An 18,158-nucleotide genomic window follows, 5' to 3' on the forward strand; every position below is an offset into this window, starting at 1 on the left:
AAAAGGCCCAAGGCTGTGAAGCCTTGGGCCCAATCCACCAAAGGAGGAGGGTGGAGGAGACAAACGTTGCAATGCCGCGATCAGCGAACATCACATGTATGAAAGTTTAACGCCGAACGATGATGCGCTGCAATAACAAATTCACGCTTTGGCCTAGAGGAGTCTCTCCACGTTCGACTGCATGGCCGGCGCGCGGCGCACACAATGCACACCGTTTCACACTTGGAATGCAACGACATGGAATGCACGATCAACTGGATGCCTGCCAGCGGCATGGCCTTCTCGGCCGAGACGGGCAGCGGCCACCTGCTGAGCATGGACGGCGCCCCCGAGGGCGGCGGCCGCAACCTGGCGCCGCGCCCGATGGAAACCCTGCTGGCCGGTGCGGGCGGCTGCACCGCCTATGACGTGGTGCTCATCCTCAAGCGCGGCCGCCACGACGTGCGGGGCTGCCAGGTCAAGCTCAGCGCCGACCGTGCCGAGACCGACCCCAAGGTCTTCACCCGCATCCGGATGCATTTCGTGGTGACCGGCCGGGGCCTGCCCGAGACGGCCGTGCAGCGCGCCATCCAGATGTCGCACGACAAGTACTGCTCGGCCACCATCATGCTGGCCAAGACGGCCGAGATCACCACCAGCTACGAGATCGTCGAGGGCTGAGCTCAGACGTGATGGGCGGTCGTGGTCATCACCTTGGCCGCGCCGCGCATCAGCCATTGCACCGGCGCCGGCAGCGGCACGGCCCCGGCGGCTTCGGCATCCAGCGCATGGCGGGCCTCGTCGTCCTTCATCTGCTGCACGATGGCCCGTGAGGCCGCGTCCTGCGCCGGCAGGCGGTCGAGGTGGCTTTCCAGGTGCTGCTCCACCTGGCGTTCGGTCTCCACCACGAACCCCAGGCTGACCCGGTCACCGGCCAGGCGCCCCGCCACCAGCCCGATGCCGAAGGCGCCGGCATACCACAGCGGGTTGAGGAGGCTGGTGCGGTCGCCCAGTTCGGCCAGGCGTTGCTCCGTCCAGGCCAGGTGGTCCACCTCCTCGCGGGCGGCGGCCTCGAAGTGGGCCCGCAGGGCCGCATCGCGGGTGGCCAGGGCCTGGGCGGTGTACAGGGCCTGGGCACAGACCTCGCCCACGTGGTTGACCCGCATCAAGGCGCCGGAAAGCCGGCGCTCGCGCTCGCTCAGATTCACGGCATCGGCCGGCCCCGCCGGGCGCGGGCACGGGCGAGCCGCGCGGTGGGCACCGAACACGGTGCGCAAGGCGCCATCGGCGGCGCTGAGCAGGGCATCGACGGGAGACAGGGCAGGGCGGGCGTTCATGACGTCTTCGGGCAGGCAGACCGGACCAAGTGCACAGCATAGTGCCTTCCGGGGCTGCGGGGGCAGCCCCAGGGGGCCCAGGGCGACGGCCCCCGGTACCCGCCCCGATCCGTCGCAGCCTGTTGCACTCAGGCAACAAACGCCCCCGATTTCTGACCGCAAGGCTGGCGGCTGCCGCGGTCGTCTGGTGGAATAGCGCCAACTTCCGCTGAGGAGGTTGGCTCGGACAGCCTGGTCCAAGACAACAACGGGCGACCCGAGACCTCTTGTTCAACCTAGGAGATAGTTGCAATGAAAAAATCTCTTCTCGCTCTCGCCGTGCTGGGTGCCTTCGCGGGTGCCGCGGCGGCCCAGTCTTCCGTGACCATCTATGGCAAGCTGGACATGGCCCTGGCCAAGACCAACGACGGGACATCCACGCTGGCTGGCGCCACCACCACGGGAGATGCTTGGGGTTTGGATCAGCAAGCCGGCTCGCGTCTGGGCTTCCGCGGTACGGAGGATCTGGGAGGCGGTCTGCGCGCCAACTTCCTGATCGAGCATCGCTTCAACAACGATACGGGCGCTCAGACGTCCCCCACCACTTTCTGGCAGCAAGCCTGGGTGGGTCTGTCTGGCGGCTTCGGGGAGATTCGTCTCGGCCGTGACTACACCCCGCTGTTCTGGGTGGCTCTGGCGGGCGACCCGTTCGGCTACGACACCGTGGGTCAGGCGGGTGTTACTCACAACCAGCTGGGCATTCTGCCCGTGCGCTTTAGCAACTCCTTCTCTTACAAGACGCCGAATCTGAATGGCTTCAGCGCCTTGGTGCAGGTGGCTGCCAAAGAATCGACTGTCTCTGGCACGAAAAACCCCTTCGGCGCTAACGTGGTCTACTCGGCTGGTCCGCTGTACCTCGGCCTGGGCTACGAAAATGCTGGGAACCAAACGCCGGCCGCACTGGGTGCTGTGAAGACCAGTGTGTGGACGGCCACCGGTGCTTACAACTTCGGCTTCGCCCGACTGGGTCTGTCGTACACCACTGGCAAGGCTGAGAACGCCGGCGGTGTGGATGTCGCTGACCGCGACAACTGGACCCTGTTTGCCAACGCCCCGGTCGGCGGTGGTGACCTTCGCGCCGTGTTTGCTGTGCGCGACAACGACTTGAACAACACCGACATCAAGAAGTTCGGCGTGGGTTACCACTACCCCCTGTCGAAGCGTACCAAGGTCTATGCTGACCTGGGCACCGCCAAGGAAACGAACGCCGATCGCCGTACCGGCTTCGATATCGGCATCCAGCACAACTTCTGATCTGACGCTCGCCTTGCGCGAGCCGAAGGACCAGCAAGTTTAAAAAGCCGCCTTCGGGCGGCTTTTTTCTGGCCATCCTGGTTTTTCGAAGCTCGAAGACTCAGGGCGGCCCGGCCTCCAGCAGTTCCACCGGCGCGTCTACAACGGCTCTTTGGCGGCAACAGCCTGCACCTGCCGATACAGGACCGGAAGATCGCCTTGAATCGTCTTCCACACGATTTCCAGGTCCACCTTGTCGTAGCCGTGCGTGACGCGGTTGCGCATGGTGTACATGACGAGCCAGGGGATGTCATCGTGCTGGGCCGCGAACTCCGGGGCCACGCGCTGGATGTTGTTTGATGCCTCGCCGATGATTTCGATGTTGCGGATCACGGCGTCCTGCACCAGTTCGCTGCCCAGGAAGGCGGCCTCATCCATGCCTCCCGTGTAACGGGCGATGCGCTCGATGGCTTTGAGGATGTGCCCGAGATAGTCCGGGACGCGCAGCGCTTTGGTCATACCGGCTTGGCCTCGGAGAGGATCTGGCTGCGGAAGTTGTCAGGCAAGGCCCTGGGCGTCAGCACATCGACTGACACCCCAAGAAGGCGTTGCAGCTCGACTTGAATGGCGGCGACGTCCATGAGCGTCGTTTCCGGCGTTGGGTCCACGAGGATATCCAAGTCGCTGCTGTCGGTGTCTTGGCCGCGCAGCACGGAGCCGAACACCCGGGCATTGCAGGCGCGGTGCGACTCGACCACCTGCCGGATGGCTGCACGGTTCGATGCCAAGGCTTCAGAGGGCTTCATGCGTTGCTTCTCCTGGAGCACAGCCAATTTTATCGGTGGAACCACGAATCCCGGGCCTGGTGTCCCTGTGGATGGTCTGCCAGGGGGTTCGGCGAGCCACCCAAGCACCAAGCCGGGGTACTGTGATTGGGGCTTCCCCCTTTGACGACCGGCACAGGATTTGCTGATCATTCACACTTTCAATATTTCACGTGAGTGAACCGATGTTCAAACGCTCCTCCCTCACGGCGTTGGCGGCAGCCGCCTTCGTCTGCGCCGGCCTGATGGCCGGGCCTGCGGTCCACGCCAAGACGTTCAAGTGGGCCAGCCAGGGCGAAATCGCCACCTGGGACATCCACTCCCAGAACAACGCCCTGCAAAACGGCCTGCATGCCAATGTCTACGAGTCGCTGGTCTATTACAACAGCCGCACCTTCGAGGTCGAGCCGGTGCTGGCCACGGCTTGGCGCGAGATCAGCCCCACCCAGATTCGCTTCAATCTGCGTCAGGGCGTGAAGTTCCATGACGGCACGACGATGACGGCCGACGACGTGGTGTTCTCGCTCACCCGCGCCATGGCGCCCAGCTCCAACTTCACCGTCTACACCCAGGGCATCGACAAGGTGGTGAAGGTCGACAACAACACCGTCGATGTGCTGCTCAAGGGGCCCAACCCGGTGCTGCTGCGGCAGATGACCGAGCTGCGCATCATGAGCAAGGCTTGGGCCGAGAAGAACAACTCGGTAGCGCCCAAGGACATCAAGACGCCCGACGAAAACTTCGCCCACCGCAACGCCAACGGCACGGGGCCGTACATCCTGGAATCCTGGCAGCCCGACCAGCGCATGGTGTTCAAGCGCAACCCCAACTGGTGGGGCAAGATGGAGGGCAACGTCACCGAGATCGTCTACACGCCGATCAAGTCGGCCGCCACCCGCATCGCCGCGCTGCTGTCGGGTGAGGTGGACCTGGTGCTCGATCCGACGCCGCAGGATCTTCCCCGCCTGCGCTCCAGCCCCAACCTGAAGGTGGTCGACGGCGTCGAGAACCGCACCATCTTCCTGGGCATGGACCAGTTCCGCGATGAACTGCCCGGCTCCAACATCAAGGGCAAGAACCCGCTGAAGGATGTGCGGGTGCGCAAGGCGCTGTACCAGGCCATCGACATCGACACCATCTCGCGCAACATCATGCGCGGCCTGGGCAAGCCCACCGGCGCCCTGGTGGCCCCGCAGGTGGCGGGCTGGACGGAAGGGGTGGCCAAGCGCTACCCGTATGACGTCGAGGCGGCCAAGAAGCTGCTGGCCCAGGCCGGCTATCCCGACGGCTTCGAGGTCGACTTTGCCTGCCCGAATAACCGCTACATCAACGACGAGGCCATCTGCCAGGCCATCACCGCGATGTGGGCGCGCATTGGCGTGAAGGCCAAGCTGCGCACGATGCCGCTGGTGACCTACTTCCCGATGATCCAGCGCTATGAAGCCAGCATCTACATGCTGGGCTGGGGCGTGCCGACCTTCGACGCGCTGTATTCGCTGCAATCGCTGGTGCGCACCGTGGGCACGGGCGGCGACGGCAACTACAACGTGGGCCGCTTCTCCAACGAGCGCATGGACTACCTGGTCGACCGCGTGAAGGTCGAGACCGACGCCCCGGTGCGCCGGCGTATGCTGACCGAAGCCTTGCAACTGCAAAACGACCTGGTGGCCCATATTCCGCTTCACGACCAGGTGATCCCCTGGGCGATGAAGAAGAACATCGATGTGGTCCACCGCGCCGACAACCGCATCGACATGCGTCTGGTGAAGGTCAACTGATGGCCTGAGCGCCCGCCCGCGCGTATCATGGCGGGCCTTGTCGGCCCGCCGGCCCGGAAGACCCCGGGGCGCGCGGGCCGGCGTCGATCCCTGACTCGAAACCAGGCGGCCGTCATCACGAGTGACGGCCTCCTCAACCGGCCCACACAGGCTCATGCTCGCATTCATCCTTCGCCGACTGGCTCAAGCCGTCGTGGTCATGCTCACCGTGGCCTTCATCGCTTTCATGCTGTTCCAGTATGTGGGCGATCCCGTCACCAACATCCTGGGCCAGGACGCCACGCCCGAACAGCGCGACCAGATGCGCGCCGATCTGGGCCTGGACCAGCCTTTCTTCGTGCAGTTCGGCCGTTTCGTGGTCAACGCCGCCCAGGGCGAGTTCGGCCTGAGCCTGCGCCAGGGCCAAAAGGTGTCTACCTTGCTGCTCGAGCGCTTCCCCGCCACGCTGGAGCTGGTCATCGTCGCGGCCGTGATCGCGCTGGTCGTGGGCATCCCGATGGGGGTCTACACCGCCTTGAACCGCGGCACTTTCCTGTCGCAGGTGATGCTGACCTTCTCGCTGCTGGGGGTGTCGCTGCCTACTTTCCTGATCGGCATTTTGTTGATCATGCTCTTCTCGGTAACGCTGGGCTGGCTGCCGAGCTTCGGCCGCGGCGAGGTGGTGCAGATCGGCGCGTGGACGACCGGCTGGCTCACTCCCACGGGCTGGAAGCACCTGATCCTGCCGGCGGTGACGCTGGCGATCTTCCAGCTCACGCTCATCATGCGCCTGGTGCGCGCCGAGATGCTCGAGGTCCTGCGCACCGACTACATCAAGTTCGCGCGTGCGCGCGGCCTGAGCAACCGGGCGGTGCATTTCGGCCATGCGCTGAAGAACACCCTGGTGCCGGTCATCACCATCACCGGCCTGCAACTGGGCGGCTTGATCGCCTTTGCCATCATCACCGAGACCGTGTTCCAGTGGCCGGGTATGGGCCTGCTCTTCATCCAGGCCGTGACCTTTGCCGACATCCCGGTGATGGCGGCTTATCTGTGCCTGATCGCGCTGATCTTCGTGATCATCAACCTGGCGGTCGATCTGCTGTACTTTGCCGTCGACCCGCGGCTGCGCGTGGAACGTCCGGGCGGGGGGCACTGAGTGCCGGAGGTCATCATGCGGATGCAGGCCTCCCATCACGGCATCTTCCGCCATATCGCGCAGTTCCATCCGGAGCTCACCGCTTTCCGTCGAGATCTGCACGCCCACCCCGAACTCGGCTTCGAGGAGGTGCGCACCGCCTCCAGGGTGGTGGAGGCGCTCAAGCTCACGCGTGTGGATGAGATTCACACCGGCATCGCCAGAACCGGCGTGGTCGCAGTGATCCGGGGCCGCCGGCACGGCAGTGGGCGGTCGATCGCCCTGCGTGCCGACATGGACGCCCTGCCCCTGCGCGAGGAGAACGACTTCGCCTGGCGCTCGGGCAGGTCGGGCTTGATGCATGGTTGCGGTCATGACGGCCACACCACGATGCTCGTGGGGGCCGCCCGCTATCTGGCCGAGACCCGCCGTTTCGACGGCACGGCTTATCTGATCTTCCAGCCCGGCGAAGAGGGCTTCGCCGGTGCCAAGGCCATGATCGACGATGGCCTGTTCGAGCGCTTCCCGGCGCAGGCCGTCTACGCCATGCACAACTGGCCGCACCTGGCAGCCGGTCAGGTGGGGGTGGCTCCCGGGCCGATGATGGCTGCGGCCGACCGCATCGAGATCACGGTCAACGGCAAGGGCGGGCATGGCGCCCACCCCCACCTGGCCGTCGATCCCGTGCTGGTGGCCGCGCACATCATCACGGCGGCACAAAGCCTGGTGTCGCGCAACGTCAGCCCCTTCGACCAGGCGGTGGTGAGCATCTGCGCGATGCAAGGCGGTGACGTGGGGGCGATGAGCGTGATTCCGCGCCAGGCCCGGCTGGTGGGCACGGTGCGCAGCTTTCGTCCCCAGGTGCAAGACATGATCGAGGAGCGGCTGGCCCGTCTGGTGGAGTCGGTGGCCGTGGGCCTGGGCGCCTCGGCCACGTTGGACTACCAGCGCATCTACCCGGCCACGGTCAACACCCCGCGTGAGGCGCAGTTCGCCGCCGACGTAGCTGCCGCGCTCGTCGGCGAGGACCATGTGGTGCGCAACCTGCCGCCCAGCATGGGCGCCGAGGACTTCGCCTTCATGCTCCAGGTCAAGCCCGGGGCCTACCTACGCATCGGCCAGGGACGCGACGGCGGTGACCCGGGTTGCTTCCTCCACAGCAGCCGCTACGACTTCAACGACGAGATCCTGCCGCTGGGTTCGGCACTGTTCGCATCCCTGGTCGAACAGGCGATGCCCCTTTCAACGCTCGATGAGGAGAACCCCTGATGAAGTTCAAGCCGACCTTGCTCGCCGTCGCCCTGGCCCTGAGCTGCACGGTGGCCACAGCCAAGACCCTGCGGGTGGCCAACCAGGGTGACGCGCAATCAATGGATCCCCACTCGCTCAACGAGTCCATGCAGTTGAGCTTCACCGGCAATGTCTACGAACCGCTGGTGGCGCGCGACAAGGCCCTGGGCCTTACGCCGGGCCTGGCCACGAGTTGGAAGCAAACCTCGCCGACGGTGTGGCGCTTCGAGCTGCGCCGCAACGTGAGCTTCCACGACGGCACACCTTTCACGGCCGATGACGTGGTGTTCAGCTTCAGGCGGGCCGCCGGCGAGGGCTCGGACATGCGCGGCTACACCAACTCGATCAAGGAGGTGCGCAAGCTCGACAGCCACACCGTCGAGATCGAGACCACCTCGCCCTTCCCCATCCTGCCTGACGTCATCACCCTCGTGTACATCATGAGCAAGAAGTGGTGTGAGGAGAACCGGGCCGAGACGCCGGTAGACCGCCGCAAGGGCATCGAGAACACGGCCAGCTTCCGGGCCAATGGCACGGGCCCCTTCCGTCTGCGCGAGCGGCAACCGGGGCAGCGCACGGTGCTGGTGCGCAATGCCAATTACTGGGGGAAGATCGATGGCAACCTCACCGAGGTGATCTTCACACCGATCGGCAACGACGCCACCCGCGTGGCCGCGCTGCTGTCTGGCGAGATCGACCTGATGGAGCCGGTGCCGCTGCAAGACGTCGATCGCATCAAGGCCAACCCCGGCCTCAAGGTCATGCAAGGCCCCGAGCTGCGCACCATTTTCCTGGGCATGGACCAAAAGCGCGACGAGCTGTTGTTCTCCAACGTCAAGGGCAAAAACCCCTTCAAGGACGTGCGGGTGCGTCGCGCCTTCTACCAGGCCATCGACATCGAGACCATCCGCACCCGCGTGATGCGCGGGGCGGCTACCCCCACGGCGCTGATGGTCGCCCCGGGCATCAAGGGGTTTGCGCCCGAGTTGAACAAGCGTCTGCCCTACGACCCCGAGGCGGCGAAGAAGCTGTTGGCCGAGGCGGGCTATCCCAACGGCTTCGAGGTGGGCATGAACTGCCCGAACGATCGCTACGTCAACGATGCCGCGATCTGCCAGGCTGTGGCCGCCAACCTGGCACGCATCGGCGTGAAGGTGAACCTGCAGGCCGAAACCAAGGGTACTTATTTCCCCAAGATCCTGCGACGCGACACCAGCTTTTACCTCTTGGGCTGGACGCCTGGCACCTATGATTCCCACAACCCGCTGTCAGCCCTGATGGCTACACCGAATGACAAAGGGCAAGGTCAGTTCAACCTGGGCTGGTACAGCAACGCCCGCGTGGACGAGCTGACTCAACTCGTGCAGGCCGAAACCGATGCGTCCAAGCGCAACGCGATGATCGCCGAGGCCTTCAAGATCCATCAAGACGAGGTGGGTCACATCCCCTTGCATCAGCAGGCGCTGGCTTGGGCGATGAAGGCCAACATCGATCTGGTGCAGTTGGCCGACAACTTCATGCCTTTCAAGTACGTCCACATGAAGTGACGGCTTGTGCCCGACCCGGCACCTCCTGGGTCCGTCGCCTGCGACGCTTCACAAGAGCGTGAGCCGGCGGCGGGCCGAATCCACCTACCGGTTCTCCCATGACGACCACAACGACTTCCCCACCCGGCGCCTGGCAGCGCTTCTTCGACAGCGACATTTGGTACAGCTTTCGCACCTCGCCGGTGGCGATCACCGCGGCGGTCATCGCCTTCATCTGCGGCTTTTGCGCGCTGTTTGCGCCCTGGGTGGCGCCCTACAACCCCTTCGATCTGGCCACGCTGGAGCTGTCCGACTCGCGATTGCCGCCTGCGTGGATGGAAGGCGGTTCGACCAAGTATCTGCTGGGCACCGATGACCAGGGCCGCGACATCCTGTCGGCCCTGATGTATGGCGCACGCATCTCGCTCTTCGTGGGCCTGGCGTCGGTGGTGCTGTCGGTGGTGCTGGGCGTCTCGCTGGGCCTGCTGTCGGGCTTCGTGGGCGGCAAGGTCGACGCCTTCATCATGCGGGTGTGCGACGTGATGCTGTCGTTTCCGGCCATCCTGATCGCGCTGCTGATCGATGGCGTGGGCCGGGCGCTGTTCCCCAACGCGCACGAGACCCTAGCCTTTGGCGTGTTGATCCTGGCCATCTCGCTCACCAAGTGGGTGGACTACGCGCGCACGGTGCGCGGCTCGACCCTGATCGAGCGCAACAAGGACTATGTGCAGGCTGCCCGGGTGATCGGCGTGAGCCCGCTGCGCATCATGCGCAAGCACGTGCTGCCCAATGTGTTGGGGCCGGTGCTGGTGTTGGCCACCATCCAGGTGGGACAGGCCATCATCATCGAGGCGACGCTGTCGTTCCTGGGGGTGGGGGTGCCTCCCACCTCGCCCTCGCTGGGCACGCTGATCCGCATCGGCAATGACTTCCTGTTCTCGGGCGAGTGGTGGATCACCATCTTCCCCGGCGCCATGCTCGTGCTGATCGCGCTGAGCGTGAACCTGCTGGGCGACTGGCTGCGCGATGCGCTGAACCCCCGACTGCGTTGAGCCTGGAGCGCCCACGATGAACACGAACAAGACGCCCCTGCTGCAGGTAAAGAACCTGCGCGTGGAGTTTCCGACCCGGCGCGGCACGCTGCTAGCGCTGGACGACATCAGCTTCGACATCGCTGCCGGCGAGATCCTTGGCGTGGTCGGTGAATCCGGTGCCGGCAAGTCGCTGACCGGTGCGGCCATCATCGGTCTGCTCGAACCCCCCGGCCGGGTGGCCGCCGGTGAAATCTTGCTGGAAGGCCGGCGCATCGACAACCTGCCGTATGAGGAGATGCGCAAGGTGCGAGGGCGTCAAATCGGCGCGATCTTCCAGGATCCGCTGACCTCGCTGAACCCGCTGTACACCGTGGGGCGGCAGCTCGTCGAGACCATCCTCACCCACCTGCCGGTGAGCCCGACCGAGGCTCGCCAGCGCGCCATCCAGTTGCTCAAGGACACGGGCATTCCGGCCGCCGAGCAGCGCATCGACCACTACCCGCACCAGTTCTCGGGCGGCATGCGCCAGCGCGTGGTGATCGCGCTGGCCTTGGCGGCCGAGCCCAAGCTCATCGTGGCCGACGAGCCCACCACGGCGCTGGATGTGTCGATCCAGGCGCAGATCATTGCGCTGCTCAAGCGGCTGTGCAAGGAAAAGGGGGCGGCCGTGATGCTGGTGACGCACGACATGGGCGTGATCGCCGAGACCTGCGACCGCGTGGCGGTGATGTACGCCGGTCGCGTGGCCGAGATCGGCCCCGTGCAGGACGTGATCCATGCGCCGGCCCACCCCTATACCGAAGGCCTCATGGGGTCGATCCCCGCGATGGACGAGGACCGCGAGCGCCTCACCCAGATCGACGGGGCAATGCCGCGCCTGACGGCCATTCCGCGGGGCTGCGCCTTCAACCCGCGTTGCCCCAAAGCCTTCGACCGTTGCCGCATCGAGCGGCCTGAACTGATGGATGCCGGCCGCACCCGTGCGGCGTGCTGGCTGCACGCACAGCAAGAAAGACAAGCAGCATGACCGCCTTGGTGGAAGTGAAAGACCTGGCCAAGACCTTCGACGTCTCGGCCCCCTGGCTCAACCGTGTGATCGAGCGCAAGCCGCGGGAATTCGTGCACGCCGTCGATGGCGTGAGCTTCGAGATCGAGCGCGGCCACACGCTGGCGCTGGTGGGCGAATCCGGATGCGGCAAGAGCACGGTGGCACGCCTGCTGGTGGGTCTGTACAAGCCCAGCCGGGGGACCGTGCGCTTCGACGGCATCGACACCCAGTCGGTGGCCGGCACGGCCGAGGGTCGTGCGCTGCATCGCCGCATGCAGATGATCTTCCAGGATCCGTATGCCAGCCTCAATCCGCGCTGGAAGGTGCTGGACATCATCGCCGAGCCATTGCGTGAACATGGCATGGTCAAGAACGACGATCAGGCCAAACAGCGCGTGGGCGAACTGCTGCAGTCAGTGGGCCTGTCGCCGGCCGACATGGAGAAGTTCCCGCACCAGTTCTCCGGCGGACAGCGTCAGCGCATCTCGATCGCGCGTGCCCTGGCCACGCAGCCCGAGTTCCTGGTATGCGACGAGCCGACGTCGGCACTGGACGTGTCGGTGCAGGCGCAGGTGCTCAACATCATGAAGGATCTACAGCGCCAGCGCGGTCTGACCTATCTGTTCATTTCGCACAACCTGGCTGTGGTACGGCACGTGGCGGACGAGGTGGGCGTGATGTACCTGGGCCGGCTCGTCGAGCTGGCGCCCAAGCGCGAGCTTTTCGGGCGAGCGCGCCATCCCTACACACGCATGCTGCTCGATGCGATCCCCGACATCCACATGACCGGGCGCTCGCGCACGCCGGTGCAAGGCGAGGTGCCCAATCCGCTGAATCCACCCAGTGGATGCGCCTTCCACCCCCGCTGTCCGCACGCCAATGCGCGCTGCTCCAGCGAGCGCCCGGCGCTCAAGGACTTCCAAGGCATCAAGGTGGCCTGCCACGCCGTGGAGGAAGGCCGGGTCTGACGCGAACCACCCGCCCGGGTCAACCCGGCGGGGCGTAGGGGTCGGCGAATCCCAGCGCGCGCATCACCGCCGATTCGCGCGCCTCCATCGCTTCAGCCTCGTCGTCGGCCTCGTGGTCGTACCCCTGTGCGTGCAGGGTGCCATGCACGAGCATGTGCGCGTAATGCTCTACCAATGTCTTGCCGAGCTCGGCAGCCTCACGTTCGACGACCGGTGCGCAGACGATGAGGTCGGCCACGACCACCGGTGCATGCTGGTAGTCGAAGGTCAGCACGTTGGTGGCGTAGTCGCGTCGGCGGTAGTTGCGGTTCAGGGCACGGCCTTCGTCGGCATCGACGACGCGCACGGTGATCTGAGCGGGGGCTTCCAGCGCCGCGCGGATCCAGCGCCTGACCTTGTGGCGCGGCAGCAGTGCGCGGTGGCGCGGGTCCGCAAACTGCAGCGACAGGTGCAGCTCGGGGCGCATGCTCAGCTCTGAGCCCGCCGGGCCGCGTCATAGGCCTCGACGATGCGCGCGACCAGCGGGTGGCGCACCACGTCGGCAGCGGTGAACTGGGTCATGGCGATGCCACGCACGCGCCGCAGCACCCGCTGAGCGTCGATCAGGCCGCTGGTGGTGCCGCGTGGCAGGTCGATCTGGCTGACATCGCCGGTGATCACCGCCTTGGACCCGAAGCCGATGCGAGTGAGGAACATTTTCATCTGCTCGGGGGTGGTGTTCTGAGCTTCGTCCAGGATCACGAAGGCGTGGTTGAGGGTGCGTCCACGCATGAAGGCCAGCGGTGCGATCTCGAGCTGCCCTTTGTCGAAGGCCTTGGCGACGCGGTCGAAGCCCATCAGGTCGTACAACGCGTCGTACAGCGGGCGCAAATACGGGTCCACCTTCTGCGTGAGGTCGCCAGGCAGGAAGCCCAGGCGTTCGCCGGCTTCCACCGCCGGGCGGGTCAGCACGATGCGCTGCACGGCGGCTCGCTCCAAGGCGTCGATCGCGCAAGCCACGGCCAGGAAGGTCTTGCCGGTGCCGGCTGGGCCGATACCGAAAGTGATGTCATGGCCGAGGATGTTGCGCAGGTACAGATCCTGGTTCGGGGTGCGTCCGGCCAGGTCGGCGCGCCGGGTGCGCAACACGATCTCCTCGGCCTCACCGTCGGCGCTGGCGGCCGGCTTGTCGTCGCAGCGGGCCGCTTGCAGCACGGCCATCTGCAACATCTCGGGGGACAGCGGCTTGGCCGCGCGTTCGTAAAGCGACTGCAGCAAGGCGGTGGCCCGCTCGGCCTGCTTGCGCGGCCCCTCGATGCGGAAAGCTTCGTTGCGCCGGCTGATGCTCACGTCCAGCGCGGCCTCGATGGTCCTCAAATGCTCGTCGAGCGTGCCGCACAGGTGGGCCAGGCGGGCGTTGTCCAGCGGAAGGAAGGCGTGGCGGAGGATCACGGGCTCGGGCGGTTCAAGGCGGCTCCAAAGCCGGCATTGTCCCCCGACTTCGGGGAAAGTGGGCAACGGGCCTGGGAAGCGGCCGACCTTCGTCGCAGAATGCGCGCCATGAAGATGAACGGTGCGTCGTGGAGGATCTGGACGTGGTCTCTTGGGGGGCTGCGTTGGCTGGGCTGGGTGCTGGTCCTGGCCGGCGCCGCCTGGCCGGCGCACGCCGAGGTTCTCGTCATTCGTGAGGCCATCGTCGCGCAGGAAGCCCCCGATGGCCGCACCAGCCGGCCGGTGCTGCGCCATGTCAGCCTGCCCGACGAGTGGGCGCGCGAGCGCCCCGAATTCTCCGGGGTGCTCACCTATGCCGTGAGCTTTACCCTGCCTGCGCAGACCTTGCCGGCCCCCCAGGAACTGCTGGCCCTGTACATCGAGCGCGCCTGCACCAACGTCGAGGTTCGCCTCAACGGCCATGTGATCGGCCGCGGCGGCCGCATGAGCGAGCCCGTCACGCGCAATTGCTACCGTCCCTTCCTGTTCACCCTGCCGTCCGGCCTGCTGGATCCGTCGGGCCGCAACCATCTCGACGTGCGGGTGGTGGGCTTCCCGGCTGGGCAGGTCGCCGCCCGTCAGCGCAGCGCGGGGCTGTCCGTGCTCGAGGTGGGGCCTGAAGACGAGCTGCGCGTGCGCCACGACCGCTACCTGTTCTGGAACGTCACCGTCTTGCAGATCGGTGGCGCCGTGCTGACCGTCATCGGCCTGTTCATGCTCGGGCTGGGCTGGATCCGGCGGCCTCAGCCGATGTACCTCTACTTCGGCGCCTTGCTGATCGGCTGGTCGCTGGTCAGCGCCCGCGTGTGGTGGAGCGATCCGCCATTGACCCATGCAGCGGCCGAGGTGCTGATCAGCTGTTTGATCGCCCCCGTGGTGGCCTTTGCCATCCTGTTCCTGCAGCGCCACGCCGGGCTGCGCTACCGATGGGTGGACGTCGCGCTGTGGATGCAATGCCTGCTGGTGCCACTGACGCTGGCCTTGACCGGCCTCGAACGTCTTTTCGAAGTCATGAACCTGTGGTTCGTGATCTTTGCCGTCGAGGTCGGCGCAGCCACGATCGACTACCTGATCCAGGCCCGGCGGGCCGACCGGCCGGGCTGGCGAGGTGTGGCGACGGTGATGATGCTCGCTGTGCTGGCGGCCTTGGCCGAAGTGGCCGTGCAGCATGGCTGGATGGAACTGCCCAACCGCCATCTGGTGCACTTTGCGATGCCGGTGCTGATGATCGTCGTGGCCGTGCAAGTGTTGCGTGAGTTCGCTCAGGCGCTGCAGGTGGCCGAGTCCACGCGTGACGAACTCGAGCGCCGCGTGCACGAACGCACGGCCGAGATCGAGCGCAGCTACGCGCATCTGGCCGAGATGCGCATCGAGCAGGTGGCCGAGGCCGAGCGCAAGCGCATCGCCGGCGACCTGCACGACGACCTCGGCGCCAAGCTGCTGACCATCGTCCACACCAGCCACGACGAACGCATCGCCACCCTGGCGCGCGAAGCGTTGGAGGAGATGCGCCTGTCGGTGCGAGGGCTCACCGGCAAGCCGGTGCGCATTGCCGACGCCCTGGCCGACTGGCGGGCCGAGACCGTGTCACGGCTGAGCCAGGCCGCTGTGCAGGTCGATTGGGTGAGCACTCACGAACTGGACGAGCGCAACCTCTCGGCACGCGCCTATGTGCAGACCACCCGGATCTTGCGCGAGGCCGTCAGCAACATCATCAAGCACAGCGGGGCCAATGCTTGCACCATCCGCTGCGTGATCGACGACACCGACTTCAACCTGGTCATCCAGGACAACGGCAAGGGCATCCCGATGGAGCTGGACGGGCGGCTCGACCGCGGCCACGGCATGGCCAGCATGAAACGCCGCGCCAAACAGTTGGCCGGGCAGTGCCTGGTCGAGTCCGGGCCGGGCTTCGGCACCTTGATCCGCCTGACGCTGCCGCTGTAGCGGCCGGCCCGGGCCTGCTAACATGCGACCATGCCTCCGCCTGAGGGGCGCTCCGGCCTCGGTGCCCTGACCAGCCATGCACATCCTGCTGCTCGAAGACCTGCCTGAGATCCGCCAATGGCTCAAGGCCCTGGTGGTGCAGGTGTTCCCCAAGGCGCAGCTCGTCGAAAGCGCCCGCGTGCACGACGCGCTGCAACAGATCACCGCCACGCGCTTCGACCTGGCTCTGATCGACCTGGGCCTGCCCGACGGCTCGGGCGTCGAGGTGGTCGAGGCCCTGCGTGAACAGCAGCCCGACGCCCAGTCGGTCGTGGTCACCATCCACGACGACGATGACCACCTCTTTCCCGCCCTGCAGGCCGGCGCCTTCGGCTACCTGCTCAAGGAGCAATCGCGCGACCTGCTGGCCGAGCAGCTCCAGCGCATCACCCAGGGCGAACCGCCGTTGTCGCCGTCGATCGCCCGCCGCGTGATCGCCTATTTCGCCTCGCAGGCGCGACAGCAGAAAGAGGAAGCACCGCTGCTGCCCGACGTCTCGCTCACCGAGCGCGAGAACGAGGTGCTGCTGCGCGTGGCCAAGGGTTTCACGCTGCCCGAGATCGGCCAGCAGCTCAACCTGTCGCGCCACACCATCGCCGACTACGTCAAGCAGATCTACCGCAAGCTCAACGTGTCCTCACGTGCCGAGGCCGCGCTGGAGGCGCAGCGCCTGGGCCTGTTCAAGCGCACCCCGAGATGAGCCCGCCGGTGCCGCCGGATGCGGCGCCCCCGCGATAATCCCAGGATGATCGGTCGTCTGACGGGCGTGATCGCGGAGAAGGCCCCTCCGCAGGTGCTGATCGATGTCGGCGGCGTCGGCTACGAAGTCGACGTGCCGATGAGCACCTTCTACAACCTGCCCCACCTGGGTGAGCGCACCACGCTGCTTACCCATTTCGTCGTGCGCGAGGATGCGCAGGTGCTCTACGGCTTCGGCACGGCGGCCGAGCGCCAGGCCTTCCGCCAGCTCATCAAGGTCTCGGGCGTGGGCCCGCGCATTGCCCTGTCGCTGCTGTCGGGCCTGAGCGTGGCCGAGCTGGCCCAGGCCATCAGTGTGCAGGAGGCGGGCCGCCTGACCCGTATCCCCGGCATCGGCAAAAAGACGGCCGAGCGGTTGCTGCTCGAACTCAAGGGCAAGCTCGGCGCTGAGCTGGGGGCCGCGCCGGTGTCGGTCAAGAGCCAGGCCCAGGCCGACGTGCTGCAGGCCCTGGTGGCTCTGGGATACAGCGACCGGGAAGCCGCCGCCGCCCTGAAGACTCTGCCCGAAGACGTGAGCGTGAGCGAAGGCATCAAGCTGGCGCTGAAGTCCCTTGCCAAGTGAGCCTGTCCCGCCCATGAGCATCCAGACCGATGACTTCACCCCGCCGCCGCGCCCCCGCGTCGTGTCGGCTGCGCCGGCTTCACCCCACGAGGAAGCCCTGGAGCGCGCGCTGCGCCCCAAGGGCCTGGCCGAGTACGTGGGCCAGGCCAAGGCGCGTGAGCAGCTCGAGATCTTCATCGGGGCGGCCCGCAAGCGCGGCGAGGCGCTCGACCACGTCCTGCTCTTCGGCCCGCCCGGCCTGGGCAAGACCACGCTGTCGCACATCATCGCCCACGAGCTGGGCGTGAACCTGCGTCAGACTTCCGGCCCCGTGCTCGAGAAGCCCAAGGACCTGGCGGCGCTGCTGACCAACCTCGAGCGCAACGACGTGCTCTTCATCGACGAGATCCACCGCCTGAGCCCGGTGGTCGAGGAGATCCTCTACCCCGCACTGGAGGACTACCAGATCGACATCATGATCGGCGAAGGCCCGGCCGCGCGTTCGATCAAGCTCGACCTGCAGCCCTTCACGCTGGTGGGCGCCACCACGCGCGCGGGCATGCTCACCAACCCGCTGCGCGACCGCTTCGGCATCGTGGCGCGGCTGGAGTTCTACACCGCCGAGGAGCTGATGCGCATCGTCACGCGTTCGGCCGGGCTGCTCAACGCCCCCATCGACCCGGAAGGTGCGCTGGAGATCGCCCGGCGCTCCCGCGGCACGCCGCGCATCGCCAACCGCCTGCTGCGCCGGGTGCGCGACTATGCCGAGGTCAAGGGCAGCGGCCACATCGGCAAGGCGATCGCCGACCGGGCCCTGGCGATGCTCGATGTCGACCCGATGGGGTTCGACGTGATGGACCGCAAGCTGCTCGAGGCGGTGATTCACCGCTTCGACGGCGGCCCGGTGGGTCTGGACAACCTGGCTGCGGCCATCGGCGAGGAGCGCGACACCATCGAGGACGTGATCGAGCCCTACCTCATCCAGCAGGGCTACCTGCAGCGCACGCCGCGCGGGCGCATCGCCACGGCCACGGCCTACCGGCATCTGGGGCTGATGCCTTCGAGTGCTCCCGGCGGACTGTTTGATTCAACCGAATCCCTGTGGGGCACTTCGCATAACCCCATTTCCGAAGGCTGAACCGGCATGAGGGCGCTCGCGTCGTTCAGTTCGGGGTTCTCGGTGCCGCTCAGGCCCCGTCATCGCAGCCTTGGCGGGCGCCCGAGGCCCT

The 18,158-nt window shown here is 66.3% G+C and carries 18 protein-coding genes; 13 read left to right on the forward strand and 5 right to left on the reverse strand.

Features of this window, described 5'->3' with window-relative positions; translation table 11 throughout:
• The first annotated feature begins 237 nt into the window (after window positions 1-237).
• Complete coding sequence (locus AC1ECW_RS11750) at window positions 238-660, forward strand: OsmC family protein (RefSeq protein WP_409660137.1); 423 nt, start codon at window positions 238-240, stop codon at window positions 658-660.
• A 2-nt stretch (window positions 661-662) separates the two neighbouring features.
• Here the strand turns inward: AC1ECW_RS11750 and coq7 are convergent, their stop codons facing one another.
• Complete coding sequence (gene coq7 / locus AC1ECW_RS11755; RefSeq protein WP_481201894.1) at window positions 663-1,316, reverse strand: 2-polyprenyl-3-methyl-6-methoxy-1,4-benzoquinone monooxygenase; 654 nt, start codon at window positions 1,314-1,316, stop codon at window positions 663-665.
• A 291-nt stretch (window positions 1,317-1,607) separates the two neighbouring features.
• On the opposite strand from coq7, the gene AC1ECW_RS11760 reads away from it, so the two are divergent.
• The gene (locus tag AC1ECW_RS11760) at window positions 1,608-2,609 is read left to right on the forward strand and encodes a porin (RefSeq protein WP_481201895.1); all 1,002 of its coding nucleotides are present in this window, start codon (window positions 1,608-1,610) and stop codon (window positions 2,607-2,609) included.
• Window positions 2,610-2,747: 138 nt separating this feature from the next.
• Here the strand turns inward: AC1ECW_RS11760 and AC1ECW_RS11765 are convergent, their stop codons facing one another.
• Window positions 2,748-3,107 (reverse strand): HepT-like ribonuclease domain-containing protein, encoded by a 360-nt coding sequence (locus AC1ECW_RS11765; RefSeq protein ID WP_409660143.1) that lies wholly within the window; start codon window positions 3,105-3,107, stop codon window positions 2,748-2,750.
• Window positions 3,104-3,394 carry a nucleotidyltransferase family protein gene (locus AC1ECW_RS11770; protein WP_409660145.1) on the reverse strand — a complete coding sequence of 97 codons (291 nt, stop codon included), beginning with the start codon at window positions 3,392-3,394 and terminating at the stop codon, window positions 3,104-3,106. Before AC1ECW_RS11770 ends, AC1ECW_RS11765 begins: the two co-directional genes overlap by 4 nt.
• A 203-nt stretch (window positions 3,395-3,597) precedes the next feature.
• On the opposite strand from AC1ECW_RS11770, the gene AC1ECW_RS11775 reads away from it, so the two are divergent.
• The 7 genes from AC1ECW_RS11775 (at window position 3,598) to AC1ECW_RS11805 (ending at window position 12,173) form a co-directional block, all read left to right on the forward strand.
• Window positions 3,598-5,190: an ABC transporter substrate-binding protein gene (locus AC1ECW_RS11775; protein ID WP_481201896.1), complete on the forward strand. Its 1,593-nt coding sequence runs from the start codon at window positions 3,598-3,600 to the stop codon at window positions 5,188-5,190.
• A gap of 154 nt (window positions 5,191-5,344) precedes the next feature.
• The gene (locus AC1ECW_RS11780; RefSeq protein ID WP_409660148.1) at window positions 5,345-6,328 is read left to right on the forward strand and encodes an ABC transporter permease; all 984 of its coding nucleotides are present in this window, start codon (window positions 5,345-5,347) and stop codon (window positions 6,326-6,328) included.
• Window positions 6,329-6,343: 15 nt separating this feature from the next.
• Window positions 6,344-7,576: a M20 aminoacylase family protein gene (locus AC1ECW_RS11785; RefSeq protein WP_409660150.1), complete on the forward strand. Its 1,233-nt coding sequence runs from the start codon at window positions 6,344-6,346 to the stop codon at window positions 7,574-7,576.
• Window positions 7,576-9,144, forward strand: a complete 1,569-nt coding sequence (locus AC1ECW_RS11790) for an ABC transporter substrate-binding protein (protein WP_481201897.1) — start codon at window positions 7,576-7,578, stop codon at window positions 9,142-9,144. The genes AC1ECW_RS11785 and AC1ECW_RS11790 overlap by 1 nt, the downstream gene beginning before the upstream one ends.
• Before the next feature lie 98 nt (window positions 9,145-9,242).
• On the forward strand, window positions 9,243-10,175 hold the full coding sequence (locus AC1ECW_RS11795) for an ABC transporter permease (RefSeq protein ID WP_409660153.1): 933 nt from the start codon (window positions 9,243-9,245) through the stop codon (window positions 10,173-10,175).
• A gap of 16 nt (window positions 10,176-10,191) precedes the next feature.
• Complete coding sequence (locus AC1ECW_RS11800; RefSeq protein ID WP_481201898.1) at window positions 10,192-11,184, forward strand: ABC transporter ATP-binding protein; 993 nt, start codon at window positions 10,192-10,194, stop codon at window positions 11,182-11,184.
• Window positions 11,181-12,173, forward strand: a complete 993-nt coding sequence (locus AC1ECW_RS11805) for an ABC transporter ATP-binding protein (protein ID WP_409703681.1) — start codon at window positions 11,181-11,183, stop codon at window positions 12,171-12,173. Before AC1ECW_RS11800 ends, AC1ECW_RS11805 begins: the two co-directional genes overlap by 4 nt.
• A 19-nt stretch (window positions 12,174-12,192) precedes the next feature.
• Here AC1ECW_RS11805 and ybeY read toward each other — a convergent pair whose 3' ends face one another.
• Window positions 12,193-12,639, reverse strand: a complete 447-nt coding sequence (gene ybeY, locus AC1ECW_RS11810; RefSeq protein WP_481201899.1) for an rRNA maturation RNase YbeY — start codon at window positions 12,637-12,639, stop codon at window positions 12,193-12,195.
• Between the two features lie 2 nt (window positions 12,640-12,641).
• A complete protein-coding gene (locus AC1ECW_RS11815) occupies window positions 12,642-13,604 on the reverse strand; it encodes a PhoH family protein (RefSeq protein ID WP_481201900.1) in 963 nt (320 codons plus the stop codon).
• 108 nt (window positions 13,605-13,712) lie between these two features.
• Here AC1ECW_RS11815 and AC1ECW_RS11820 point away from each other — a divergent pair, with 108 nt between their 5' ends.
• The 4 genes from AC1ECW_RS11820 to ruvB all read left to right on the forward strand — a co-directional run bounded on the left by AC1ECW_RS11820 (window position 13,713) and on the right by ruvB (window position 18,067).
• Complete coding sequence (locus AC1ECW_RS11820) at window positions 13,713-15,590, forward strand: sensor histidine kinase (protein WP_481201901.1); 1,878 nt, start codon at window positions 13,713-13,715, stop codon at window positions 15,588-15,590.
• Window positions 15,591-15,666: 76 nt separating this feature from the next.
• Window positions 15,667-16,329, forward strand: coding sequence for a response regulator (locus tag AC1ECW_RS11825; protein ID WP_481201902.1), 663 nt, complete (start codon window positions 15,667-15,669; stop codon window positions 16,327-16,329).
• A 45-nt stretch (window positions 16,330-16,374) separates the two neighbouring features.
• Window positions 16,375-16,950 carry a Holliday junction branch migration protein RuvA gene (gene ruvA, locus AC1ECW_RS11830; RefSeq protein ID WP_409703672.1) on the forward strand — a complete coding sequence of 192 codons (576 nt, stop codon included), beginning with the start codon at window positions 16,375-16,377 and terminating at the stop codon, window positions 16,948-16,950.
• A gap of 13 nt (window positions 16,951-16,963) precedes the next feature.
• The gene (gene ruvB, locus AC1ECW_RS11835; protein ID WP_481201903.1) at window positions 16,964-18,067 is read left to right on the forward strand and encodes a Holliday junction branch migration DNA helicase RuvB; all 1,104 of its coding nucleotides are present in this window, start codon (window positions 16,964-16,966) and stop codon (window positions 18,065-18,067) included.
• Window positions 18,068-18,158 lie beyond the last annotated feature (91 nt).

It is taken from the genome of Caldimonas hydrothermalis, assembly GCF_056746695.1.